This window comes from Pseudoalteromonas sp. MBR-15 (assembly GCF_053628915.1).
The window spans coordinates 136,150-155,932 of sequence record NZ_JBRJHH010000007.1 but is presented as its reverse complement, the minus strand read 5'-3'; the positions used below and the strand labels follow the sequence as shown (position 1 = coordinate 155,932).

19 protein-coding genes are annotated in these 19,783 nt (G+C 41.0%); 7 read left to right on the top strand and 12 right to left on the bottom strand.

Annotation, left to right across the window (positions count from 1 at the left end):
- Nucleotides 1-205: 205 nt before the first annotated feature.
- Nucleotides 206-673 carry a YcxB family protein gene (locus tag ACSSVW_RS11520; RefSeq protein WP_036970492.1) on the top strand — a complete coding sequence of 156 codons (468 nt, stop codon included), beginning with the start codon at nucleotides 206-208 and terminating at the stop codon, nucleotides 671-673.
- 27 nt (nucleotides 674-700) lie between these two features.
- Here the strand turns inward: ACSSVW_RS11520 and csrA are convergent, their stop codons facing one another.
- The 6 genes from csrA to ACSSVW_RS11490 form a co-directional block, all read right to left on the bottom strand.
- On the bottom strand, nucleotides 701-892 hold the full coding sequence (csrA, locus tag ACSSVW_RS11515; RefSeq protein ID WP_036970495.1) for a carbon storage regulator CsrA: 192 nt from the start codon (nucleotides 890-892) through the stop codon (nucleotides 701-703).
- 93 nt (nucleotides 893-985) lie between these two features.
- Nucleotides 986-2,203 carry an aspartate kinase gene (locus ACSSVW_RS11510; RefSeq protein ID WP_036970498.1) on the bottom strand — a complete coding sequence of 406 codons (1,218 nt, stop codon included), beginning with the start codon at nucleotides 2,201-2,203 and terminating at the stop codon, nucleotides 986-988.
- Nucleotides 2,204-2,209: 6 nt separating this feature from the next.
- A complete protein-coding gene (gene alaS, locus ACSSVW_RS11505; protein WP_065978417.1) occupies nucleotides 2,210-4,810 on the bottom strand; it encodes an alanine--tRNA ligase in 2,601 nt (866 codons plus the stop codon).
- A 17-nt stretch (nucleotides 4,811-4,827) separates the two neighbouring features.
- On the bottom strand, nucleotides 4,828-5,280 hold the full coding sequence (locus tag ACSSVW_RS11500) for a regulatory protein RecX (RefSeq protein ID WP_036970503.1): 453 nt from the start codon (nucleotides 5,278-5,280) through the stop codon (nucleotides 4,828-4,830).
- Nucleotides 5,280-6,074 (bottom strand): BPSS1780 family membrane protein, encoded by a 795-nt coding sequence (locus ACSSVW_RS11495; RefSeq protein ID WP_454179373.1) that lies wholly within the window; start codon nucleotides 6,072-6,074, stop codon nucleotides 5,280-5,282. The genes ACSSVW_RS11500 and ACSSVW_RS11495 overlap by 1 nt, the downstream gene beginning before the upstream one ends.
- A 78-nt stretch (nucleotides 6,075-6,152) precedes the next feature.
- Nucleotides 6,153-6,779 carry a GTP cyclohydrolase II gene (locus tag ACSSVW_RS11490; protein WP_036970507.1) on the bottom strand — a complete coding sequence of 209 codons (627 nt, stop codon included), beginning with the start codon at nucleotides 6,777-6,779 and terminating at the stop codon, nucleotides 6,153-6,155.
- 340 nt (nucleotides 6,780-7,119) lie between these two features.
- Between ACSSVW_RS11490 and ACSSVW_RS11485 the strand changes: the two genes are divergently transcribed.
- Nucleotides 7,120-8,190 (top strand): TonB family protein, encoded by a 1,071-nt coding sequence (locus tag ACSSVW_RS11485; RefSeq protein WP_036970510.1) that lies wholly within the window; start codon nucleotides 7,120-7,122, stop codon nucleotides 8,188-8,190.
- A 56-nt stretch (nucleotides 8,191-8,246) separates the two neighbouring features.
- Here the strand turns inward: ACSSVW_RS11485 and ACSSVW_RS11480 are convergent, their stop codons facing one another.
- Both ACSSVW_RS11480 and ACSSVW_RS11475 read right to left on the bottom strand, forming a co-directional pair.
- Nucleotides 8,247-8,696, bottom strand: coding sequence for a low molecular weight protein-tyrosine-phosphatase (locus tag ACSSVW_RS11480; RefSeq protein WP_454179372.1), 450 nt, complete (start codon nucleotides 8,694-8,696; stop codon nucleotides 8,247-8,249).
- Between the two features lie 9 nt (nucleotides 8,697-8,705).
- Nucleotides 8,706-9,212: a DUF3087 domain-containing protein gene (locus tag ACSSVW_RS11475; RefSeq protein ID WP_075593837.1), complete on the bottom strand. Its 507-nt coding sequence runs from the start codon at nucleotides 9,210-9,212 to the stop codon at nucleotides 8,706-8,708.
- A 118-nt stretch (nucleotides 9,213-9,330) separates the two neighbouring features.
- Here ACSSVW_RS11475 and ACSSVW_RS11470 point away from each other — a divergent pair, with 118 nt between their 5' ends.
- Genes ACSSVW_RS11470 through ACSSVW_RS11460 form a run of 3 tightly spaced genes read left to right on the top strand, consistent with a single transcriptional unit; the run spans nucleotide 9,331 to nucleotide 11,125 of the window.
- On the top strand, nucleotides 9,331-9,978 hold the full coding sequence (locus tag ACSSVW_RS11470; protein ID WP_454179371.1) for an energy transducer TonB: 648 nt from the start codon (nucleotides 9,331-9,333) through the stop codon (nucleotides 9,976-9,978).
- Nucleotides 9,979-9,984: 6 nt separating this feature from the next.
- On the top strand, nucleotides 9,985-10,536 hold the full coding sequence (locus ACSSVW_RS11465; protein WP_454179370.1) for an RNA polymerase sigma factor: 552 nt from the start codon (nucleotides 9,985-9,987) through the stop codon (nucleotides 10,534-10,536).
- A complete protein-coding gene (locus tag ACSSVW_RS11460; RefSeq protein WP_454179369.1) occupies nucleotides 10,526-11,125 on the top strand; it encodes a hypothetical protein in 600 nt (199 codons plus the stop codon). The genes ACSSVW_RS11465 and ACSSVW_RS11460 overlap by 11 nt, the downstream gene beginning before the upstream one ends.
- 67 nt (nucleotides 11,126-11,192) lie before the next feature.
- On the opposite strand, the gene ACSSVW_RS11455 is transcribed toward ACSSVW_RS11460, so the two are convergent.
- Together ACSSVW_RS11455 and ACSSVW_RS11450 are read right to left on the bottom strand one after the other, a co-directional pair.
- A complete protein-coding gene (locus ACSSVW_RS11455; RefSeq protein WP_182396165.1) occupies nucleotides 11,193-12,074 on the bottom strand; it encodes a hypothetical protein in 882 nt (293 codons plus the stop codon).
- 48 nt (nucleotides 12,075-12,122) lie between these two features.
- A complete protein-coding gene (locus tag ACSSVW_RS11450; protein ID WP_075593833.1) occupies nucleotides 12,123-12,872 on the bottom strand; it encodes a hypothetical protein in 750 nt (249 codons plus the stop codon).
- A gap of 325 nt (nucleotides 12,873-13,197) precedes the next feature.
- Here ACSSVW_RS11450 and ACSSVW_RS11445 point away from each other — a divergent pair, with 325 nt between their 5' ends.
- A complete protein-coding gene (locus ACSSVW_RS11445) occupies nucleotides 13,198-14,334 on the top strand; it encodes a PQQ-dependent sugar dehydrogenase (RefSeq protein ID WP_454179368.1) in 1,137 nt (378 codons plus the stop codon).
- A gap of 171 nt (nucleotides 14,335-14,505) precedes the next feature.
- On the opposite strand, the gene ACSSVW_RS11440 is transcribed toward ACSSVW_RS11445, so the two are convergent.
- Nucleotides 14,506-15,882, bottom strand: a complete 1,377-nt coding sequence (locus ACSSVW_RS11440) for a Na+/H+ antiporter NhaC family protein (RefSeq protein ID WP_036970533.1) — start codon at nucleotides 15,880-15,882, stop codon at nucleotides 14,506-14,508.
- A 94-nt stretch (nucleotides 15,883-15,976) separates the two neighbouring features.
- Nucleotides 15,977-18,424 carry a penicillin binding protein PBP4B gene (gene pbp4b / locus ACSSVW_RS11435; RefSeq protein ID WP_454179367.1) on the bottom strand — a complete coding sequence of 816 codons (2,448 nt, stop codon included), beginning with the start codon at nucleotides 18,422-18,424 and terminating at the stop codon, nucleotides 15,977-15,979.
- A gap of 340 nt (nucleotides 18,425-18,764) precedes the next feature.
- Here pbp4b and ACSSVW_RS11430 point away from each other — a divergent pair, with 340 nt between their 5' ends.
- The gene (locus tag ACSSVW_RS11430) at nucleotides 18,765-19,610 is read left to right on the top strand and encodes a MurR/RpiR family transcriptional regulator (RefSeq protein ID WP_036970537.1); all 846 of its coding nucleotides are present in this window, start codon (nucleotides 18,765-18,767) and stop codon (nucleotides 19,608-19,610) included.
- The last annotated feature ends 173 nt before the right edge of the window (nucleotides 19,611-19,783 follow it).

Genomic DNA, 19,783 nt, shown 5'->3' with positions numbered 1-19,783 from the left:
AATAGCAAGGCGAAAAGCTTCATCATTACGTTGTTCTAGATAGAAACTTTTAACGCAGCTAGCGTCAGGTTTAATCCCTCTGAATGATTAAGTAATATTGCAGGTTGGTATAAGCTCTCATAATGACAACAAAATGAAAACCAACTACGGTAGTTTTTTTCTAAAAATGATAAACTTCATGTATCAAATAATGTGAGTACCATGAATGTCGCTAAGTATAACTTACACACTAGATAAACCTTATTACTATGAGTGCTTTGATGAGTCATTGCCCTACTCTTCACAGGCAAAACCAAAATATCCATTATTAGTATTGCTAATAAGCCTAGGGTTACTTGCCTTTTATATGCTTGAAAACCATTACCTTGGCAGCTTTATGTTTATGCTGGCTATCGTTGAGTGTTTATCGTTTTACTACAAACGCCCTTGGTGGGTCACTAGGCAAATGCTGAGTCGCGCATCAGGCAGTGAAGTAACCGTTAGTTTTGATGATGAGGGTGTAAAAGCCGAAAACCCTTACAAAAGCTACCAATTAAGTTGGCAGCAAATCAATGAGATTATTGAAACAGAGCGGGGTTATATTTTAAAAGCAGACAAAGGCATGCAGTATTTATCAAAGCAAGCGCTAAACGAAGCAATGACCACCGCGCTAAATAAAAGAGCCACTCAATGAGTGGCTCTTAAAAAATCTTTTTGCTGATTAAACATTACCCGGATTAGGGTTAGATTTCTCTGCTTGGATTCGCATGTAAATTTCTTCACGATGTACAGAGACATCTTTAGGTGCATTTACACCAATGCGAACCTGATTTCCTTTAACACCAAGAACAGTAACTGTTACTTCGTCACCGATCATTAGGGTTTCACCTACTCTTCGAGTTAGTATTAGCATTCTCTTGCTCCCATGTTCCAAAAAATTAAAAGATTCCGCGTCAAAATCATTTTAATGAAAACTAGACCTAAAAGTAAGTAAAAACTCTATATCTTACTCATTTTCAGTTAAAAAAACTTTGTGTAGTGCACGTACAGCCAGTTCTAAATACTTTTCATCAATTAAAACTGATATCTTTATTTCTGATGTCGATATAAGTATCACTTTGATGCTTTCTTGTGCAAGTGCATTAAAAAATAAACTTGCGACACCTGAGTGAGATTTCATCCCTACGCCAACAGCAGATACCTTGGCAACATTGCTTACTCCATTTATAGATTCAGCTTTGATAGCACTTTGGTTACTGGTTAAAATTTCAAGCGCCTGCTCAAAATCATTTGTGTGCACAGTAAAAGCATAGTCTATTTTTTCAAAGTTATGATTAACTTGATTAATCATATCTATTTCGATACCGAATTCTGCAAAAAGTTGCAAAATTTTTGCAAGGTTTTCCATTCCTTGTGGCACTGCGTTGACATAAATAAGACTTTCATCTCGATTAAACGCAATACCCGACACAATATTTGCTTGCACATCCGGCTCCTCAAAACTGATCAAGGTCCCTTGATCGGGATTAAAACTCGATAACACCCTGAGCGGTATATTATACTTTCCTGCTGCTTCGACACTGCGAATATGTAAGACCTTTGCGCCTAAACTCGCCATTTCGAGCATTTCTTCAAAGGTAACATGGCTCATACGACGCGCATTTGGTTCAATGCGTGGATCGGTCGTATAAACGCCGTCAACATCAGTATAAATTTGGCATTCATCGGCATTAATTGCCCCCGCAATTTCAACTGCTGAGGTATCAGTGCCGCCGCGACCTAACGTGGTGATATTGCCCTCGATATCACGGCCTTGAAAACCAGCAATAATTGCAATCCGGTTATGCTCAAGCTCATGCTTTAGCCGTGTCGCTGCAATTTCTTCAATACGGGCTTTACCGAACATATTGTCAGTACGAATATTTACCTGATCGGCAAGTAAGCTAACAGCTGAGTGTCCACGCTTAATTATTGCCATTGCCAACAACGATACCGACACTTGCTCACCAGTGGTAAGCAACACATCGAGTTCACGGGCACTAGGCCGAGAATCTATTTGTTTAGCGAGGTCAATCAGACGGTTAGTTTCTCCCGACATAGCCGAGAGCACCACCACAACTTGATGGCCTTGTTGTTTTGTTTTAACAACAAGGTCGGCGACGGCCTCAATACGCTCAATGGAGCCCACTGAAGTGCCGCCGAACTTTTGGACGATAAGTGCCACTAGTGATTAAGAACGTTCAGATAACCAACTAGTTACGCTTTCTAAAGCTGCGCTTAGGTTCTCTGGCTGAGTACCACCCGCTTGCGCCATATCAGGACGACCACCGCCTTTACCGCCCACTTGTGCAGCCATGTGATTAACAAGTTCACCCGCTTTCACTTTGCCTGTCAGGTCTTTAGTTACACCGGCAATTAAGCTAACTTTGTCGCCGTTTGCTACACCAAGTGCAATCACGCCTGAACCAATCTTCGTTTTCAGGTCATCAACCATGCCACGTAATGCTTTCGACTCTGTACCAGCTACATCAGCAACTAGAAGTTTAATACCATTCACTTCAACAACTGAGTCAAGTAGCGATGCACCCGCCGCACTTGCTAGCTTATCGTTAAGCTGAGCAATTTGCTTCTCAAGCCCTTTTGACTTTTCAAGGAGTGCTGTTACTTTTTCAAGTACCGTGCTGCTATCACCTTTTACTAGAGCTGCAACATCGTTTAACTGTTGCTCCTGCTCACTGACATACGCAACAGCTTCAGCACCTGTTACCGCTTCGATACGACGAATACCAGCTGCAATGCCGCTTTCTGATACGATTTTGAATAAACCAATATCACCAGCACGCTTAACGTGAGTACCACCACACAGCTCGATTGAGTAATCACCAATCGTGACTACGCGCACTTCGTCGTCGTATTTCTCACCGAATAACGCCATCGCCCCTTTTGCCTTGGCCTCATCAATTGCCATAAGCTCAGTCTCAAGCGCAAAGTTACGACGGATTTCGTCGTTCACTGCACGCTCAATTTGACGTAATTCATCTTTTGTTACGGCTTCAAAGTGAGAGAAATCAAAACGTAAACGCTCAGGGTCAACCAGTGAACCTTTTTGACTTACGTGATCACCTAAAATTTGGCGAAGCGTTTCATGTAAAATATGCGTGGCAGTATGGTTTTTCTTAATGCTATCGCGACGTGCTGCATCAATTGTTGCTTCTGCTTTGTCGTTTGTACCAATGCGGCCTTGTACACGACCATGGTGCGCAAATGCATTACCCAGCTTGGTAGTGTTAGTAACAACAAACTCACCACCCGCCACTTTTAACACCCCCGTGTCACCAACCTGACCACCTGACTCGGCGTAGAATGGTGTACGGTCAAGAATAGCAATACCTTCTTGGCCATCTTCAAGTACAGAAACAGATTGGCCCTCGGCAAATAATTCAACCACGGTGCCAGTGTAGTGCTCTGAATCGTACCCTTTAAAGTCTGTGTGTTTTTCAGATTTAAGTTGCTGATTATAATCAGCACCAAATTTACCCGCTTGCTGTGCTTGCTTACGCTGAACAGCCATGCACTCTTGAAAACCTTGCTCATCAATAGTCATGAAACGCTCACGCGCAACGTCAGCCGTTAAATCAGCAGGGAAACCGTAAGTATCGTAAAGCTTGAAGACTAAATCACCCGGGATTACATCACCTTCGATGTCAGTAAGGCTTTCTTCAAGAATTGCTAGACCACGCTCAAGTGTTTTACCAAACTGCTCTTCTTCGATGCGTAATACTTTTTCGATAATTTCTTGTTGCTTAGCAAGCTCAGGATACGCTTGACCCATTTGCTCGATTAGTGCAGCAACAAGCTTATAGAAGAACGCGCCTTTTGCGCCAAGTTTGTTACCGTGACGTACTGCACGACGAATAATACGACGTAATACGTAACCGCGGCCTTCGTTTGATGGCATAACGCCGTCAGACACTAAGAATGCACACGAACGAATGTGGTCAGCCACTACGCGTAATGATTTATCATTTAAATCTTGCGCGTTGGTTACTTTAGCCGCCGCAGCAATGAGTGCTTGGAACAAATCGATTTCGTAGTTTGAGTGAACGCCTTGTAAAATAGCCGCGATACGCTCAAGACCCATACCAGTATCAACAGATTGCTTAGGAAGCGGCTCCATTGTACCGTCGGCATGGCGGTTGTATTGCATGAATACGAGGTTCCAAATTTCGATGAAACGGTCGCCATCTTCTTCAGGTGAACCTGGAGGCCCCCCCCAAATTTCTTCACCGTGATCATAAAAGATTTCTGAACATGGACCACACGGACCCGTGTCACCCATTGACCAGAAGTTATCGCTGGTTGCAATACGAATGATGCGGTCTTCACTTAGACCCACTTCTTTGTGCCAAATGTTAAACGCTTCTTCGTCATCGTGGTAAATAGTAACCAATAACTTTTCTTGCGGTAACTTTACAGTCTCTGTTAAAAACTGCCACGCAAACTTAATCGCGTCTTGTTTGAAGTAATCGCCAAAGCTGAAGTTACCTAACATTTCGAAGAATGTATGGTGACGTGCAGTGTAACCCACGTTTTCAAGGTCGTTATGTTTACCACCTGCGCGCACACAACGCTGTGAGCTGGTTGCACGTGAATAAGGGCGGCTTTCCGCACCTAAAAATACATCTTTAAATTGCACCATGCCGGCGTTATTGAATAATAATGTGGCATCGTTGCCCGGGATCAGCGAGCTTGAAGGAACAATTTGGTGTTGTTTAGAGGCAAAAAAGTCTAAGAACTGTTGCCTGATCTGTGCGGTAGTCATATGCTGCATGTGAAAGTCTCACCCGTTTATTGCTGTGCTTGCATTGCAAAATCAATTTGTTCGTAATTAAAGCCTCGATACATCAAGTAGCGTACACGTTTCGCTTTTTCTTTCTGATCGAGTTCTTTACGTGAATTTGAAAACTTTTTTAAATATGCGTCCTGTGCGAGCTCAAACCAATCGATTTCGAACTCTTCGAGCGTCTTGTCTAACAAAGCCCGATCTATCCCTTTTGCCATTGCTTCGCTTTGGATGCGTTTAGCCCCATGATACTTCGCTAAATGGCGGCGTACAAACCCTTCGCAGTAGCGCTGCTCGTTAATAAAGTTGTGTGACTCACACCAATCTAACAAACGCTCTGTAAACTCGGGCGTCGCTTCTTTTTGTTGTAGCTTTCGGGTTAAATCACGACGCGAGTAATCTTGTCGTGAAAGTAACCAAAGTACGTAATTTTTTAACTTTTTTTCTTTATCATCCATTACGCGTCAAAGCGTCCTGATTGTGACGATGTTTCTGGTGTCTTTGGTTGGTCATCATTTTTTGGCACAACTGGCATAAAAATAGCCTGAAAAGACACGAAGAAGCTAATGTAACAAATTGGCATTAAAACCAATAGTGGAATAAACGATAAAGGTATACAGATCAGCATTAATACAGCACAAATCAAACCGTAAACACCTAACGGAGCCATATTATGATAAAACACCATGAACGAGGTTTTTAATACCTGGAACATGTTGGTTTGCTTTTGAAAATAAACCAAGGGGACTGCATAAGCAAACGCCGTTAAATACACACAGATTGCCAGTAAAAAAACGGCCACTTGCCCCATAGAAATGGTTGCCAGTAAATCCGCTATGTGTGTTTGGTTTTGTGGGTCGAACGTTTGGCTTGAAATAACTGCATAGGCATCTGCAAAGATAAAATTAGATAACACCGCTAATAAAATGCCCGCCGCCATTTGATACACAGCAACTCGCACTAAACCAATACGGTTCCCTTTATTGGTAAACGGTTTAAAGATATCTGCCTGACTAATCGTGCCACCTTGTTGTTTAGTTAGCACGGCTTGATAAAAGCCCGCCATTAAAAATGGGACAACAAATGCACCGACAACTTGCAGCAGGGGTAACACTAACGATAAGAAACCAATCACACCTATTAATAGGTGCATTAAAATAAACGTAAACGGTTGCAGCTTAAAGATTTCCCAACCTGCTTTAAACCATTTTACGCCTGCATCGGCTTTAAAAATACGCACTTCGATCGACATAGCTTCTCATTCAATAACGACAAAACGCACCGAGTATAACTGGGTGCGCTATTTGTTTATAGTCACCTGCTGTGAAAATTATTCAGGCTTTTTAATTTTTTTGATATCAAGCATGTGTGAACCATGTTTGATTTTTGTTTCTAAGTAAGCGCGATTACCAACAACACCTGCTTTAATGTGTGCATGCGTGCCGACAACTGAATCAACTTCAATGCCAGCATCACGCAGAGCTTTGAGCTTATTTGGGTTGTTAGTCATTAACTTAACATGCTTTTGATTAAGTGCCTCGAGCATTAAAACAGCGTCAGAAAAATCACGCAAATCATCGGCAAAACCTAGGTGGTTATTCGCTTCGTAAGTATTCATACCTTGCGATTGCAATACATAAGCATCAATCTTATTGTATAAACCTATGCCACGCCCTTCTTGGCGCAAATATAATAAAATTCCACCTTGCTCATGCATCATTTCAATGCACTCATTTAACTGCTCACCACAGTCACAACGCGAAGAATGAAATACATCACCCGTTAAGCACTCTGAATGCATACGAATTAAGGGGATGTCTTGCTCGGTGTCAGCTTGATTAAATACTAAAGCAATATGCTCTTGGCCATCATTTAAACCACTAAACGAGACGATTTCTGCAGGGATATCACTGTTTTTGCCAACATTTAGCTGGACTCTTGCTCTTACTTGCGCCACGACAAATCCAAATTAAAAAAATAAATGCAATACTGCAAATGTGATTACAACAGTTTGAGGTTGTAAGAATGCAACATACGACGAGTGATAACTAATATTGAGGCAGTTACCAGCAATTCAAGTATTATACACTCAAACCAGACGAAGATACGAGCTTTGCACATCTTTCAAGCTTAATTTTACAGCCGTATTCATCAACACTTCCTCCGCATTTTTAACTAGAAATTACCCAATTAAGTGACATTTATAATACCTTTTGCTAATCTCGACTAATAAATATGAGTAACCCTCGTTTGTGGTTTATTTAAAAGCTAACTTGCGAAATATAATAAGGATTATTATGAAAAAAGCCTCTTTAGCCATATGTTTAGGCATACTATTAAGCCAGCCTTGTTTAGCTAATCAAGATATAAACAGTGAGTTTAATGAAACTTACCGCGCCTATTTAGCTGCGCTTGAAAACCAACAAGACACTACCGAACTTGCTCAAAAAGCCTATCAACTCGGTCAAAAAGTGTATGGCGAAAACTCCGACAATACAGCGAATTTAGCCATTAACTACGCAAATAGTCTTGCCACGTACCAGCACGAAAAACAATACGAGTTATACAAAACGGCATACACTATTTTAGAAAAAAGACATGGTGAACACAGTACCGAAGTCTATGATGCACTGCTCGGCATGGCTGAATCGACTCAATCAGCAAGAAAAGCAAGTGCTTACTTAAGCGACTTAATTAGCATTGCTGAGCAACAAAAGAATGACAAACTGGTTGCCGACAGTAAGCTCAGTGCAGCACGTATTTTGGCCCTTAAAAACAGTGGTGAACGTTACTTAACAGCTAAACGTTACCTAGAAGAAGCCGATGAATATTACAAAGATAATGTGCCAAGTAACTCGCTAGAGCGTATTCAAGCAGACTTTTTAGCCGCCGCTTTTGCTCAAAGCAGGCACGATTATGACTACGCAATTGAGCGCCTTAACCATGTTGTTAAAGTATTTGATGACGCACTCAGTTTTGATCACAAAGCCGAACTGGACGCCCACTCTAAGCTAGTTCATTTATACGAAAAAATAGGTAAAAGCGATGAAGCAACCAAGCACTGTATTGCTATCGCAAAAATGGTGCCGTGGAAAGACAACCAAGAGCAAGAGCCCTTGTATCGCGTGCATCCTAAGTACCCCATGTCAAAGGCACAGCTTAGACAAAGTGGTTCTGTTATTATGGAGTTCGAAGTGACTCCCACAGGCTTTGTAGATAACGTTGCCGTACTTGAGTCTAAAGGCGGTAAAGCATTCGAAGTAGAAGCTATAAAAGCAATGAAAAAGTGGCGTTATGCCCCAAAATTTGAAGATGGGCATGCCGTTGCATCAACAACCCAAGTTCAGCTCGACTTTAAAATAAACTAATCAAAATAAACTAATCAAAATAAACTAAAAGGTCGCAGTGCGACCTTTTAAAAAAATTAAAGCTTTTTGAGCAAGTTATCCGCCGCGTTTTCGATTAAATCTAGGACCTTTTCAAAACCTTGATCGCCACCATAATAAGGATCGGGAATTTCTTGCTCGCCCGCATCACCATGGCTTAAAAATAACGACAATTTATATTGCAAATGCTCAGGGCATTGCGCGTGTAAATCAGCAAGGTTTTGCTTGTCAGCCGCTAAAATAAAATCAAACTCATAAAAATCAGTCTGCGTAACCGGGCGCGAATAAATCCCTTTAAAGCTGTAGCCTCGTTTTTCGCCTGCTGCTTTTGAACGTGAATCAGGTGGATTACCTTGGTGATAGCCAATCGTGCCTGCTGAGTCGACTTTTACATTAACATTAAGCGTCTTTGCACGACTTCTGAGCACCGCTTCAGCAGTTGGTGAGCGGCAAATATTACCCAAACATACAACCAAAACCTTCTTCATTACTCGTCCTTAAAAGTTCTTTAAAATAGCCTCATCATAGCGCTCGGCATCCAGGCTTAAATTATATTTCTCGGCGACACTATCAAGCTCAGCTTGTTTAATTGCCAGCTCATCCATAGTGATGGTGTTGTCGTCGAGCTGCCATAACAAACGCGAGCCAGCATAGCTGTAATGAATCGCTAATAAAGCATCGGCATTGCCCTCACGCCCAGCCGCTTTTAGCTTTGGCATTTTACGGGTAATCTTATTCAGCGCTTTTTTAAGCTCCCACACATACACAATCTCGGTCATGTAATCATGGTTGCGGTATTTATTGAGTACAAAGCCCACCAGCAAACTGCACACAACAACCCCCGATAGATTCCAGTGAAAATGACTCCCACTTGGGTCTGGGAATAACGCAATCAAGGTTTGTGAAATGGCTAAACTACCAACGGCTAAAGCAATAACACACGCTACAATAACGTGGTTTAAATGCTTACGGTAACGGGCTTTATCTATTTGAATGAGTTTCATAACTACCTAAAGAATCACACTAATTAAAGTGAAAAAATAAAAAGTGAAAATAGTTTCACCCCTTTTTTATTTGCCAGCCGTTTTAGCTATGAAAGCAATTATCCAAAAAGGAACGGCTATGCATACTTTACCACTAAACTCAGCAAGCTTGAATAACAGCAATGGCGCTTTAAAGACAACCGTCGCAATTATAGGTGGCGGGGTAATGACCTTTGCTGCATTTGCCTTTATGCAATACCTAATTTCAGCAGATCAACGCGCAGATATAAAAATGGGCCCCGATATTACCGTTGAAATTTACCAAGTGCCCGAAGACTCAAAAGTGCAAGTAAAGCAAACTTTGCCGCCACCACCCGTTACTCAGGTGCCACCGAAAACGCCCCCGCGGCCAGCTGCTGAAAACCCAGATACAATAATCATTTCCGATGCAACACCTACTATGACATTTGATGATATTGGCGACTCTCTCAGTAAAGCAATTAATCAACCAACCGGTGATGCGACCCCTATCGTGCGTATTAACCCTAAGTATCCCCCTGTTGCTGCACGTGATGGTATTGAAGGATGGGTGCAAATTAGTTTCAGCATTTCACCCACCGGCGAAGTTATCGACCCAGTCATTATTGACGCTGAGCCAAAACGAGTATTTGATCGAGAAGCTATTCGCGCTATAAAACGTTGGAAATACCGCCCCAAAGTAGTTGAAGGTGTGGCACAATTACAAACAAACCAAAGCGTTCAACTTGATTTTAAAATAGATGGATAACGGCCTATGCTAATGAGCATCAAGACATGGTTATTTGACACGCCAAACAGCGATTGTTTGGCGCTGTATGCCAAAACAGGCGACAACCGTTATCTCAACCAACTTGTTGCTCAATACGGTAACGACCTTTATCACTACCTAGTAACACAAAGTGATAAAGATTTAGCATTCGATATTTGCCAGCAAACCTGGTTAAAAGTCATTGATAAACGTGACTTTTATCACGCGCAAAACAACCTAAAAGCGTGGCTATTTCGTTTAGCGCGTAACGTGCTAATTGATGAGTTTCGAAAACAACAAAAATTTGTTGAACTAGAAGACAACCAGCTAGTGTCTGAGCCACACGATGCAAGTTATCACTACGATTATGACGCATTTGATAAAGCACTAATGGCGCTTAGCTTTGTACAGCGAGAAGCCCTGACATTACAGCAAGAAGGCTTTAGCCTCGATGACATTGTTGCCATTACACAAAGCAACCATGAGACCATAAAAACTCGGCTGCGATACGCCCGTCAAAACCTAAAACAACAACTTGGAGGCAATCATGAAGCGTGACGACGAGCAATTTGATGCCGATTTAAAAGCGCATTATCAAAAACGCAAAGCACAGCATACTTTAAGTCCTGAGCAGCTGACGCAAATGCAAAAGCCACAACAAGCTCGCTCAAAACAGCAACGCTTTTTAGGACTTCAAATGACAGGTGTTTTTGCTGCGCTGGCCATTTTGGGCTTTATTATGTTGCAATACAATAACCGCGAACTGACTGACGTATATGCTGTAGATTTATCAGATTACCACTGGCTTGAAGTTCATGAACTTGACGCAAAAGGCAGCTATGTCAGCAACCTAAAACAACAAAAACAAACCCTAGATGCCGACTACCAACACGCCCTTGCTGCTCATCAAACCCGTACCCGCTTCACTGGCCGCTTAGTCAGTGTTGATAACGATTGGTATATCGCAGACTGCGAGCAAAATATACTCGTACAAATAAAACAGTCACTACTTGAAGAGCTACAAAAACACGGCACACTCGATACCCACATTCACCAAGGCGACCTGTTGGCCCTTGACCAAAATCAACAAGGGCAAATTATCGCACTTAAACAATTAACGCATGAAGCCGTGAAATGTGAAGCATAAAAAGCTTAAGCCAATTTTTCGAGCCTAAGAGGCGATTTAACGCCGAGATATTTAGATTGAATAACAACTACTCCGGAATAAGAGAGTCATTAATATCAAGTGCTATGCTTATAATTTTTCCTCTAAGTCTTTGAGTATCAGTTTCTTCAATTAGACCCAATTTAGACAATACATTGATTATAATAGAAAAATCAATGAAAAAATACGCAATTTCAATCCCTCCTTTGTTCTGGCATGAGCCATAAGAGTTTATTTGAAACACAACGCCAAAATCTAAAAACATTTCGTAGAAAGAGTACAAAGATATTAAATTAACTTTTAATAAATCGAGGTTACTTAGTGAATATAGTTTTTCACTCAATACTTCAATATTTATGATCTCTTTACTTTTAGGCACCCATAAATCAAAGCAAACCATTTCTTCGGGGCTATTTTCTGGAAATAATTTTTTATATAGCTTTTGACTATCAATACATAAAGCTGATTTAAAATCTCTACTTTGAAGAATGTTGCTCTGATAAGAAACTTGCTCTTTTAGCTCTAATTTTACTAACTCAGACAGTGCTTTCCTATGTTCTATGAACAGAACAAAATTTTCTTTCTTATTGGCCAAATTAAATTGCTGTTGAGAAATATCTAACTGCTTTTCTATTTTATTTAGCTGATGTGAAACTTGAATGCTTCTGAAATACATCCCTATTAATGAGGTAATAGCAACCATAGAAGTAAAGACACCTATAGGTAACTTGAAGGTACTAGAAAAGCCAACCCAGTTTTCAATTAGTTTAAAATCTGTAGATAGCTGTTCACTAGTGAATAGTGCTTGTAATAAGAAAAATACTATAGTTATTATTGGAGTAGCATAAAAAGAAATCTTAAAACGACTTTTCCATAAAGTTAGCTCTTTATCATAGTCTTCACTTATTACTTCGCTTTCCTTTCTTTCCATACCATGTATCCAAATATCAAATTATTTTAAATAGCATTAATTTTTGGGTCATGCCCCGACCTTCGGCAGCATACTCTTACTAATCACTTTGAATGTATCTAGATCTATCAACATCGAATAAACTTCGTTGTTGTTGATGAATACCACAAATAGATTGCCTTCGGCGTTGAGATTAGACTCTACAATGCGGTTGTAACCTGAAATGACTTCGGTGTAGTTTGAGCCATCAATCTTGCTAAGCGCAAAGGTGCGCTTATCTTTGCCATCAAGCCGTTTATCATTATTGCTATCGTTTTTGATAACCTCATAAGAAACCCCACGAGGAGTATCGACTTGTTGCTCCATGTAGGCTCGAGTATCAAACTCTTTGTAATTGCTTAAAGCACCAAACTCTATGATTAACTGATCAGTTGTGTTAAATAGCCACTTTGCTTGATTGGTTTTGTCATTAATAAATAAGATATTCTTTGAGCGCGTGGGATTATATTTGTAGCTGCCGCTACCAAAGCTTTCGTAAACTGCTGATTCAGGTTTTATATCAACCGATCTTTTTTCTGACTCTAACGGGATGTAATAATAATCGCTATCAGCGACTTTTCGTGGGTACCCTAACTTCCACTTTTCTTGCTGCTTTTCATCTTCAGCTAAATTGAGCGCCTGATGATCCATTTGAGTATTAGATTTAAACAAAAAGCTCGCAAGATTATAGCCAACAACCAATATTGTGATAATTAAGCCAATAAGTAACACAAGGCCATTAATATTCCACACCCATTTGAAAAACTTTTCTGATTTCATACGTAGATTAAATCCATTTAAGTAACTGATATCTCTAAGCTACCAGTAAACTTAAAACAAAGCTATCTAGGGACGAAGGTTCGAGTTAATCAACTTGGCAGGTTTTTTCATGACTGTAATGCCTAATATTCGAGATTAAAAAGCCAACTACATTCATACATTACATTTTTCGCGCGAAATAAATTTCACGCCTACGGCTAACTTACAACCGCTTTTGTTCTATCCCGCTTTTTCTACCAATAGTCGCACTTTACTGAAAGTTAATAACAATTTACCTACGAACAAGCTAGGCTAATAGTATTATGCTTAATAATTTGGAGTAACCATGAAAAAGTCTTTATTTAGCAGCCTCGTCGTCGCTTCTATCAGTTTAACCAGCTTGCAGGCATGTGCGCAGCCAGAGCAAACAATTCCGTTAGATGCCAGTGCCAATAAGTATGAGCTTGAATTAGTGAGTAAAGGGATTCAGATCCCTTGGGGTATGGCGTGGCTAAACGAGCGTGATTTATTAGTGACCGATAGGCGTGGTGAGTTAAGGCTGATCCGCGATGGTCAGCTTGATAAACAAATAATCAAAGGAACTCCTAAGCTTCACGCAGAAGGCCAAGGGGGATTACTTGATATAGAGCTCGACCCAAATTTTGCCGACAATGGCTGGATTTACCTTTCTTACTCAGGTTATGAAGGTGATGATGAAGGCTATAACACCTCAATAATGCGTGCACGTTTAAAGGACATGACGCTTGTAGACCAGCAACTCTTATTTAATGGTGAACCAAATACCACAACAACTAAACACTATGGTTCGCGTATTGAGTTTGATAAAGACGGTTATTTGTATTTTTCGATTGGCGACCGTGGCGACAGAGATGTTCACCCACAAACCCTTGATTACGATGCGGGTAAAATTCACCGTATCAACAGTGATGGCTCTATTCCTGAATCAAACCCTTTTTATAACCATAAAAGCGCGCGTAAAAGCATTTACTCATATGGTCACCGTAATCCTCAAGGTATGGCTATGCACCCAGAAACTGGGGTAATTTGGAGTCATGAACATGGCCCTCGTGGGGGAGATGAAATTAATATTATTAAAGCTGGGGCTAATTATGGTTGGCCTGAGATCACCTACGGCATTAACTACATTGGTACAAAAATCACGGATGAAACAAGCCGCGAAGGCATGGAGCAACCTGATTGGTACTGGGTACCTTCAATTGCGCCCTCTGGTATGGCGTTTATAAATAGCGATAAATACCCGCAGTGGCAAGGGCAAATAGCCGTGGGCTCAATGAAGTTTGCTCACCTTGTGCTTGTTAAACTCGATGGTAATAAAGTCACTGGCCACAGCAAAGTATTTGAGGGTGTAGGCAGAGTGCGCAGTATTGCGACCCATCCAAATGGAGATTTATACCTTGGGGTTGATGGTGTAGGTATTTATAAAGTTGTGCCTAAAGCCTAGCTCCAAGCCTTAAGCTGTCACCTCGAAGAAGCTAGTTTTCAGTCGTCAGATATCAGATTTGAACGTGCTGGCTATCGAGATTTGAGAAGCGAGCCTAGAAATACGAGGTACGGACAATAAAAAACCACAGATTTCTCTGTGGTTTTTTATTGTTTGCTTAAGGGCTTAAAGTTACAAAACCAAAATACTGGTTACCAAATAAGCGATAAAGGTTAATGCGCCGCCGAATAAGGCGTAAGGCATTTGAGTTTTAACGTGGGTTAATAAGTCACACCCAGAGGCAATCGCCGATACCGCACTGGTATCTGAAATTGGCGAGCAGTGATCGCCAAACACACCGCCACCTAGAATGGCAGCAATAACCAGTGAAGGCGGTAAACCTAGCGCTTGAATAAGCGGCACACCAATTGGAATAAGAATGGCAAATGTGCCCCACGAGGTACCCGTAGTGAATGAAATAACCGCTCCGGTTAAAAATAGCACTGGCACAACAAGGTAAATAGGTAAGAAATCACCCACAAGCCCCGCTACAAATACACCGGTGCCTAAGTCTTTTAAGCTCGCACCAAGTGTGAGTGATAACAAGACAATTGCAACCAGCGGTAATAATTCACCCATGCCTTTAAAGCCAATATCAACAAGCTTATGGTGAGTAAAATCACGAGAGCTAATCATTAAAAAGTAAGCGACTACACAGGCTAAAATGGTTGCATACAACACTGATTTTGAGCCACTGCCACTAGCAATATCGCCATCGCCAGTCCAGAACATAAAGCCAACCATGCTGCCAATTAAGGTAATAAGTGGAATAAGCATGTAACGCGCTTTTGAGCCTTTAACTTCTTCTGCTAATTCGGTTTCTTGCTGCTCAAAGTTCTCTTCGGCTTGTTTTAATGGCCCATGTACTTTGTCGAAAGTAATGGTATAAAACACGATGAGCAAGGTGATAATCGCATAAAAATTATAACCAATACTGCCCCACAGTACCGAAACAGCAGACTCTTCCATCTCGTAGTTACCAAGTAGGCCAAGCACATACGCACCCCAGCCGTTAAGTAAAATTAAAATACACACGGGTGCACTGGTACTATCAATAATATAGGCAAGACGCGCCCGGCTCATTTTAAATTTATCAAATAAACCACGCGATAAAATACCCGAAGTTAATACGCTCAAGTTCGATTCAATAAACACCGCAATGCCCGAGAACATGGTTAAATAACCCACTTGGCGCTTACTCTTAGCAACACCTTTGTTCATTAATAGGTTTACGGTTGCTGCCACACCGCCAGATTCACGAATATAGGCAAGCAGTGCACCAATCAAAATACTAAAAATAAGAATACGGCTGTTACCCGCTGAGCTCGCGACTTCGATTACCCGTTCAATGGTATTGATAAAAGTGTAAAACACACTATTGCCTTCACCATTGAGGGCTAGCAAAAACTCAGACGACGCAACGGCGACCAATAAAGCCATGATCACTTCTTTGCGCCAAAACACAATTAAGATAGCAATCAAGGGTGGTAAAATTGAATACCAAGACATAAAAACCCTTTTAAATTAAGACCAATATTTTATTTTTATTATGCAAAAACTCGCTAAGCTTAATGGCTTTGCCGCTAAACTCAACTTAAATCGACTAGTGATTTAATATACTCTCATAAATCAGTGAGATAATTGAACCATACTTACCTGTTTCAAAACGCTTTCCGACAAATTCATAATTTTTATCGTTGCCCTCAATAGGTGTGTGACGGGCATTGGTAAGTAACACGATGGCAAGGTCATACTCGGGGTCAATCACAGTAACGGTGCCGGTCCAGCCAGTATGACCATAGGCTCTTGGGCTGGCATACGGGCCAAAATGCCATGTGCGTGCTTGGTGCCCTGCTCTTCGCCAGCCTAAGCCATAGGTTTCGTCGCTGGCTTGAGGCTGAGTAAATTGCGCGAGTACTTGTGGGGTAAATAACTGTTTATTGTCGTAGCCACCGCCGTTAAGCAGCACCTGCATCAACACCATTATATCGCCAGCCGTACTAAAGAGGCCTGCATGCCCTGCTACGCCCCCTAAAGCATAAAAGGCTTTTTCGTCATGTACTTCTCCTTGCAATACATCGGTACGAATATTGTCAAACTCAATACGCCCGCCACGGGTGTTGCCATTTATTTCAGTTGCAGCAATCTGCGACGCTAAAAATCCCTTTTGCAAAGGGTTGTACACTGTGTGTGTTAACCCTAGCGGCTGATAGAGTTGGCTTTCAACATAGCTGTCGAGAGGCATACCGCTAATGCGCTCAATCAATACGCCTAGCAACATGTAATCAATATCTGAATAAAGGTGCTTTACATTACGCCCCGCCACAAAAGGCACTCCTGTAAGCAGTAAATTTTTGGTACGTAAACTGTTTTGCGAGAAAAACCGTTCGCCAAATTTATTATCTTTACGGTGAAAATCAACCACTGCAGGGTAACCTGCGCTATGCGTGAGCAAATCCTTTACTAAACGCTGCTCTCGACCGCTGCCTCTAAATTCTGGCAGGTAATAAAACAATGGTTTTTCTACATCTAACTTACCTTCGCTTGCAAGTTTCATTAACGCAAAGTTAGTAGCAAACATTTTTGAATTCGAGGCAATGTCGAATAAGGTATCGTTTTTCATCGCTTCAGGCGATGCGAGCAACGTGCCATCTGCATGGTACTTTTTAGCAGCGCCATAGTGGCTTAATTTAATTAACTCACCCTCTTTAATAACGCCAAGCACAGCGCCAGGAAATCCTGCGGCGACTTCTTGATTTATCAGCTCATCAACAGCTTTAAAACGGTCTTTATGTGTGTTTTTAATCAATGTTGGGTAAGGAAACCGCAATGTTAAGCTCGCCCCCTCTGGTTGAACATTGTCAACTTTAAAGGTGTTAATACCGTTATGAGTGCGTTTCGCTAAGCTGTATTGATATACTTTTTCAGCTGTTAATGGTGATGCGATATTAATTTTTTCACCATTAATATAAATATCAGCACTGCGGGCATCGTGGTTTTCAATGATTATTTCACCACGTCCCTTATACGCTTGAAACGTGCCTCGGTTATTTACTAACTCACGGCTACTGGGGTCGAGCGATGGAATACGTACGACAACTTGTGCATTCGCAAGCACCGTTGTCTCAGGCTCCGTTGCCAGTTGCTGTTGCTGATACTCTTTAAACAGTCTCTCGCACTTTTTAGGAAAATACTTTTCTAATAAAGCAAACAGTACAGCTGCACTTCTGGCATCGTTATTACCGCTAACATGCCAAGGTAAAAAGTGCATTTGAAAGGCGCTCAACGCATCTAATGTTTGTGAATCAAGTTGCCCCGTTGCAATCACCTCGTAACCGTAGCTGCGCATGGCTTTTTGCATTAACTCTGTCGAAGGTTTCGATGCACTAAATAACTGCCAATACTTATCGACCGTGTCGCTGTCGTACCACGCGCCAATACCCGCTTTATATAATTGATACCAAGGAAAACGCGGACCAGGATCATTTTTACGACTTGGCGCAATGTCTGAATGCCCTACAATTTGAGTTGGCCCAATATCTGGATTGCGTTTAAGAATATCTTTGCTTAACGTAATTAATAATTCAATTTGCTTGGCATCATAATCAGGATAAATACACAGCTTGCTTGCATCATTTTGCATTGCAGGCGAACTATGCACAGGAATATGACATGTAGGCACATTTACTATTTCAATGCCAATGGAGTGATCGTTTAAATCTTCACGTCCTTGCCAGTAACTTCGTCCAGCATGCCACGCGCGATCGTTCTCATCAACAAGTTGAATAATTTCTAATTTATCGTGCGGATAACTTGAATCGCCCGACTCCGGTAATAAGTAATGTGAGCTTAAGCCCCCTTCATCCACTAAAGCTCGCATCGACTTTTCGTAATCAATCGCGGTGTAGTGCATCACTAAAAACTTAACGCGATGACTGTAGTTAGCTGACTGGGTAAACGTATATTGATTACTGGCACAACTGACTAAAAGCGCAGCGCCACTGAGATAACACAGCTGTTTAAGTAATGTTTTTAAAGAGGGAAAACTCATAACAGTTTCATACCTGAAGTTTTAAGCATTGACGATTCACTGCAATACAGTAGCAACACCCACTTAACATGTAAAATATTTTATTTTAAGATCTAAGAATAAAAAGCATACATTATCGCTACCTCACTAAAAATGGTGCTATCTCAACAAATAATGTTGTATCTATTATGGAATAAAACTATATTATTCCATCTAAATTAAGAAAAATATTCCAAAGTTAATTCGAGTAAAACAAAAATAATTCGTCGTTTGTACTTAATTTTGCGTCTTGGCGCTTAATATTTTCGATTGAAAAGTTTGTATTACACAAAGAATAAGTTAACTAACAAAGTGAGCCCGAATGTCTACTTTTGTAAAAATTAAAGCCTTACGCCAGTCTTTGTCGAGCAGCGAAGCAAAACTAGCAGATTTCACATTAAACTCGGCCAATGCGATTCGTAATTTATCCTCTGTTGAATTAGCAAAAGTGGTTGGTGTTAGCCAATCAAGCGTGGTTAAGTTTTCACAAAAATTAGGTTACAAAGGGTTTCCTGCTTTTAAGCTAGCCGTTATCGATGCCCTAAACGATGAAAGCAGCGAGCCCAAGTTACACGGTAAAATTACCTTAAACGACTCTCTTGAACAAATTGCCGAAAAATTACTCAGCAGTAAACTGGCCGTTTTAACTGAAACCAAAAACCTTAACGAAGCGCCTGCAATCGAAAAAGCGGTTGAATTATTAAAATCAGCTAAACGTATTCTTATTTGCGGTTTAGGTGGCTCGGCGCTGGTTGCCAAAGATTTCTCTTATAAATTACAAAAGCTAGGAATGCCAGCTATCGCTGAACCAGACGGCCACGCCCAACTTGCCTACGTTGCTACGTTTTCAAAAGGTGACTTGGTTATTGCAATTAGTGAATCGGGGATGACCCGTGAAATTGCTGAGGTCGTTAAACAAGCTAAGAAAAACGACAGCGCAGTGATCTCAGTCACTAAGTTTGGTAGTAGCCCCGTCGCAGACTCAGCAGATGTAAAACTCTACTCTGTTGCTGAAGGTGAATCAGTAAGGCTGTCATCAATTTTAGCCCGAACTGCACAAGATTTTGTCATTGATATTCTGTTCATTGCACTGACTCAATCGAGTCGACAAGGCAGGAAATTACTAGAACATTCTAATGAAGTTGTAGGCGAATTTAAGAATAACTAATTTTTAAATACTGACTATAAACCTAAAAAAGCAGCGAAAGCTGCTTTTTTTATGCCTTTATTTAGCAACTAAATTTGCACCTCACCTATCTTGTTATATATTGATTTGTATAAGCTAATAAAAAATAAAGCGATCATAATTTCTTACAAAAAAGCCCCTCACATTCCGTATGC

Excerpts from the sequence above, each read along its gene's own strand:
- ACSSVW_RS11520 (WP_036970492.1), top strand. The coding sequence starts at position 206 with ATGTCGCTAAGTATAACTTACACACTAGATAAACCTTATTACTATGAG.
- csrA (WP_036970495.1), bottom strand. The coding sequence starts at position 892 with ATGCTAATACTAACTCGAAGAGTAGGTGAAACCCTAATGATCGGTGAC.
- alaS (WP_065978417.1), bottom strand. The coding sequence starts at position 4,810 with ATGCAGCATATGACTACCGCACAGATCAGGCAACAGTTCTTAGACTTT.
- ACSSVW_RS11500 (WP_036970503.1), bottom strand. The coding sequence starts at position 5,280 with ATGGATGATAAAGAAAAAAAGTTAAAAAATTACGTACTTTGGTTACTT.
- ACSSVW_RS11495 (WP_454179373.1), bottom strand. The coding sequence starts at position 6,074 with ATGTCGATCGAAGTGCGTATTTTTAAAGCCGATGCAGGCGTAAAATGG.
- ACSSVW_RS11485 (WP_036970510.1), top strand. The coding sequence starts at position 7,120 with ATGAAAAAAGCCTCTTTAGCCATATGTTTAGGCATACTATTAAGCCAG.
- ACSSVW_RS11480 (WP_454179372.1), bottom strand. The coding sequence starts at position 8,696 with ATGAAGAAGGTTTTGGTTGTATGTTTGGGTAATATTTGCCGCTCACCA.
- ACSSVW_RS11475 (WP_075593837.1), bottom strand. The coding sequence starts at position 9,212 with ATGAAACTCATTCAAATAGATAAAGCCCGTTACCGTAAGCATTTAAAC.
- ACSSVW_RS11470 (WP_454179371.1), top strand. The coding sequence starts at position 9,331 with ATGCATACTTTACCACTAAACTCAGCAAGCTTGAATAACAGCAATGGC.
- ACSSVW_RS11465 (WP_454179370.1), top strand. The coding sequence starts at position 9,985 with ATGCTAATGAGCATCAAGACATGGTTATTTGACACGCCAAACAGCGAT.
- ACSSVW_RS11460 (WP_454179369.1), top strand. The coding sequence starts at position 10,526 with ATGAAGCGTGACGACGAGCAATTTGATGCCGATTTAAAAGCGCATTAT.
- ACSSVW_RS11455 (WP_182396165.1), bottom strand. The coding sequence starts at position 12,074 with ATGGAAAGAAAGGAAAGCGAAGTAATAAGTGAAGACTATGATAAAGAG.
- ACSSVW_RS11450 (WP_075593833.1), bottom strand. The coding sequence starts at position 12,872 with ATGAAATCAGAAAAGTTTTTCAAATGGGTGTGGAATATTAATGGCCTT.
- ACSSVW_RS11445 (WP_454179368.1), top strand. The coding sequence starts at position 13,198 with ATGAAAAAGTCTTTATTTAGCAGCCTCGTCGTCGCTTCTATCAGTTTA.
- ACSSVW_RS11440 (WP_036970533.1), bottom strand. The coding sequence starts at position 15,882 with ATGTCTTGGTATTCAATTTTACCACCCTTGATTGCTATCTTAATTGTG.
- pbp4b (WP_454179367.1), bottom strand. The coding sequence starts at position 18,424 with ATGAGTTTTCCCTCTTTAAAAACATTACTTAAACAGCTGTGTTATCTC.
- ACSSVW_RS11430 (WP_036970537.1), top strand. The coding sequence starts at position 18,765 with ATGTCTACTTTTGTAAAAATTAAAGCCTTACGCCAGTCTTTGTCGAGC.